This is a genomic window from Lactobacillus delbrueckii subsp. bulgaricus (assembly GCF_046938665.1).
GTDB lineage: Bacteria > Bacillota > Bacilli > Lactobacillales > Lactobacillaceae > Lactobacillus > Lactobacillus delbrueckii_C.
This window is the reverse complement of record NZ_JBKZCD010000046.1, coordinates 1-3,540: the sequence shown is the minus strand read 5'-3', so window position 1 is coordinate 3,540 and position 3,540 is coordinate 1. Positions and strand designations below refer to the sequence as shown.

Annotated in this window: 5 protein-coding genes; all 5 read left to right on the top strand. The window is 46.4% G+C overall.

The annotated features are described in order from the left end of the window. Positions 1-102: 102 nt before the first annotated feature. The 5 genes from ACLUXO_RS10050 to ACLUXO_RS10030 are packed head-to-tail and all read left to right on the top strand — an operon-like array spanning position 103 to position 3,436. Positions 103-675 carry a GNAT family N-acetyltransferase gene (locus ACLUXO_RS10050; RefSeq protein ID WP_412137430.1) on the top strand — a complete coding sequence of 191 codons (573 nt, stop codon included), beginning with the start codon at positions 103-105 and terminating at the stop codon, positions 673-675. After that, entirely contained in the window at positions 668-1,441 is a 774-nt protein-coding gene (locus ACLUXO_RS10045) for a YdcF family protein (RefSeq protein ID WP_412137429.1), read from the top strand. The genes ACLUXO_RS10050 and ACLUXO_RS10045 overlap by 8 nt, the downstream gene beginning before the upstream one ends. A gap of 13 nt (positions 1,442-1,454) precedes the next feature. Further along, positions 1,455-1,958, top strand: a complete 504-nt coding sequence (locus ACLUXO_RS10040; RefSeq protein ID WP_279190569.1) for a DUF4256 domain-containing protein — start codon at positions 1,455-1,457, stop codon at positions 1,956-1,958. 19 nt (positions 1,959-1,977) lie between these two features. Continuing rightward, positions 1,978-2,646, top strand: a complete 669-nt coding sequence (locus tag ACLUXO_RS10035; protein WP_412137431.1) for an MmcQ/YjbR family DNA-binding protein — start codon at positions 1,978-1,980, stop codon at positions 2,644-2,646. A 4-nt stretch (positions 2,647-2,650) separates the two neighbouring features. Further along, positions 2,651-3,436, top strand: coding sequence for a 3'-5' exonuclease (locus ACLUXO_RS10030; RefSeq protein WP_412137428.1), 786 nt, complete (start codon positions 2,651-2,653; stop codon positions 3,434-3,436). Positions 3,437-3,540 lie beyond the last annotated feature (104 nt).

The following is a 3,540-nucleotide window of genomic DNA, read 5'->3' as shown; positions in this document are numbered from 1 at the left end:
CTTTCATACCAGGGATGCATTTTCTTGTTCTATCTGAGCTTTTTCTTTCATGGTAAAATAAAGCTGTTAGTAAGTAGCTGCTAGTTTTTATGGAGAAGGCTATTGACTGAATTAGAGTTAAGAAGAGCTAACGTTGGGGATGCGGAAAGATTGCTTGAGATCTACGCTCCTTATGTGGAGAAGACAGCAATCACTTTTGAAAATGAAGTTCCATCTATTGGCGATTTTCAAAACCGGATTTTAAAAACTCTGCGGATCTATCCCTATCTAGTCGCGCTTAAAGATGGCAAAATCGTTGGCTATGCCTATGCCAGTCCTTTTAAGGAGCGGGCAGCTTATGACCACAGCGTGGAATTGTCGATCTATGTCGACGCTAATGTCCGTCACCAGCATGTAGGCAGATTTCTATATGACGCGATGGAAGACTGTTTAAAGAAGCAGGGTTTTCTCAACTTGAATGCCTGCATTGCTGCTCCTATTGGTGAAGATCCGTATCTGGATGACAACAGCATTTGTTTCCATGAGCACTTAGGCTACAAATTTGTCGGCCGTTTCCACCAGTGCGGCCATAAATTCGGCCGCTGGTATGACATGGTTTGGATGGAAAAGATGCTGGGTGAGCATACCATGCCCGCACCAGCAATCATTCCTTTTCCGGAGATGAAAAATGATTAACGACATCAATACCCTGGCTGACTACTTAGGCCCCCGCGACTTGCCAGTTTTGACCCCGGCAGCCTTAGAAGAGAAATACGGTATCTCCCAAGCCGACGCTTTTGTCTTATTTGGCGGCAGTATTCTGCCCGGCGGGGATATTTTTGCAGCGGCTAAAAAGGCAAGGGTTGCCCAAAAATACATCATCGTCGGCGGCCATGGCCACACGACTGATGGCTTGCGGGACCAGGCTAAGGCTGTCTTTCCTGATCTGGAAGTTGATTCTTTATCAGAAGCGGAGATTTTTGCCGCCTATTTACAGAGAAAGTACCAAATTACTGCTGACTTGCTTGAATGCCAGTCGACCAATTCAGGCAACAACATCACTTACTTGTTAGACCTGCTTAACCGGCATAATACTGACCTGTCATCGGTCATTCTCTGCCAGGACGCGACCATGCAGCTGCGCCTATGCGCCGTGTTACGCAAGTACCGGCCAGAGCTCACTATCATTAATTACACGGCTTACCAGGTTCATGTCTTGGAAAAAAACGGACAGCTGGCTTATGATAAGGAGATCCCTGGCATGTGGTCGATGGATCGTTATATCAGCCTGCTCATGGGTGAGATCCCGCGCTTAAGAGACAACAAAGATGGTTATGGGCCGCTTGGGAAGAACTATATAGCGCATGTGGACCTGCCATCTTCGGTTGAAGGGGCTTTTGCCCGCCTGCTTAAGGAATACGGCGGCTCTGTCCGCCAGGCTAACCCGGCATATAAGAGCTAGTTTGAGGTGAAAAATGAACGAGTTTAAAGAGAGATTTTTAGCTAATATGGACCGGCACCCCGGCCTTACTTGGGATGAGTTTTTGGGTAAACTGGATTCTGAGAAAAAGGCGGAGCTTGCCTGGATGGAAGAAAGCGGCGGGGAGCCAGATGTAGTTGCGTTAGACTCTGGCTTAGCTATCGTTGACTGCGCTAAAGAAGAACCAGCCGGCCGGCGGAGCGTTTGCTACGATAAAGAGGCCCGGATTAAGAGAAAGAAGTTCCCGCCGGAAACTAGTGCTGAAGAGATGGCAAAAGAACATGGCTTGTCCCTGCTGGATGAAGCGGACTACCGCCAGCTTCAGGAATTAGGCGATTTTGATCTGAAGACCAGCTGCTGGATTGAGACGCCTGCTGAAATCAGAGAAAAGGGCGGAGCTCTTTTTGCCGAAAAACGCTATGGTACTGTCTTTGTCTACCATAACGGGGCGGACTCTTACTACAAGGTCCGGGGCTTTAGGGCCAAGCTGATCTTGTAAGTTTTGAGTGATAATTATGATGAACGTAGAAGAAGAAATATTTGCTAAAAAACAGTGTAAGTTTAATAATCTGGCCGCATATGGCTTCAAGAAAAACGGAGATAGCTATTATCTTGAAGTTCCCTTGAAAAGTGCTAATTTCCTCGCAAAAATTATAGTTTCTTCGGTTGGTAAGGTCAGCGGTAACGTCTATGATCTTGATACTGGGGATGAATATCTTTTACTTCGCGTTGAAAGCGACACAGGCAGCTTCTCAGCTGTGGTCAAGGCGGAATACAGGGCGCTTTTGCAGGATATTGCCGATAAATGCTTCGTCAAAGCCCAGGCAGACCGGATCAAGGATGAAATTAAGGCCAGCTACGGTGATGAGCCAGATTTTCCATTTAAGAAATTCCCAAACTACGCCGTCTTCCGAAATCCCCAGAACCGGAAATGGTATGGCTTGCTGATGACTGTGCCACTGTGCAAGCTGACAGGCGACGAGAAGGACCAGCAGGAAGTCACGGTACTTAATTTGAAGCTGGCTGAGGAAAAATTGCCTGCTTTGCTGAAACAGGAGGATTTTTTCCCGGCTTACCACATGAATAAGCAAAACTGGTTGTCAGTTCTGCTCAATAATGATCTGCCTGATGAAGACGTTCTGGCCATGCTGGACGAAAGCCGGGCTTTTACTGAGAGAAAGAAGTAGCAAGATGGATCTTAAACTGCATGACTACACGGTTTTTGACTTGGAAACAACCGGGAAAAAGATTATCCAAATCGGTGCCTTAAAGGTCAGAGATGACCAAACCGTGGCGAAGTTCTCGACTTACGTTAACCCAATGGAAAAAATAAATGATTACGTCTCTCATCTGACCGGCATCAGCAATTACCAAACTGACGCGGCGCCAGTAATTGATGAAGTCATGCCAGACTTTCTGAACTTTATCGGCGATGATACCCTGGTAGGCCACAATATACTTAGTTTTGACTGCAATATTTTAGCTGGTAATGGTTACCCGGTTGACAATCCTAAACTGGATACCTTGCTTTTGGCCAATAGTTACAAAAAGCAAGGCCTGTTTCTAGATCCTATCCCTAACGTCAGACTGTCGACTCTGAAAGATTATTACGGGATCAATATCAACTCCCACATTGCCATCAGTGACTGCATTACCAACAATATCGTTTACCAGAAGCTCCGCGATGGCGATTTAGCTAAAGCCACGCAAATAATTGATTTTACCCCCAAGCAGGTCGATTCCCGCCTGGCTGGCCAGCGTTTTGTGATTACCGGCCAATTCCGCCAGGCGACCAGATATGAGCTGACCAGTTTGATTCAAAGTCACGGCGGCAAGGTGACCGGCTCGGTGTCCGGCGTGACTGACTACTTGCTGAAGGGCGAGCTGGATCATGTCACCGGCAAGTGTAAAAAAGCTGCTGAAAAAGGGACAGCAGTGATTGGGTATGAGGACTTAATGTTGCTTTTACGGAAATAAAATAGAGCTTCCAGATTTTTCCTGGAGGCTCTATTTGCATCTTAGGGGAAACTTATTTTGAGATTTGCTCATTCATTAATTTGATATTAACAAATTAATGAATG

What these genes read in the sequence shown, in the direction of transcription:
- ACLUXO_RS10045 (WP_412137429.1), top strand. Translation starts at nt 668, where the DNA reads ATGATTAACGACATCAATACCCTGGCTGACTACTTAGGCCCCCGCGAC.
- ACLUXO_RS10040 (WP_279190569.1), top strand. Translation starts at nt 1,455, where the DNA reads ATGAACGAGTTTAAAGAGAGATTTTTAGCTAATATGGACCGGCACCCC.
- ACLUXO_RS10035 (WP_412137431.1), top strand. Translation starts at nt 1,978, where the DNA reads ATGAACGTAGAAGAAGAAATATTTGCTAAAAAACAGTGTAAGTTTAAT.
- ACLUXO_RS10030 (WP_412137428.1), top strand. Translation starts at nt 2,651, where the DNA reads ATGGATCTTAAACTGCATGACTACACGGTTTTTGACTTGGAAACAACC.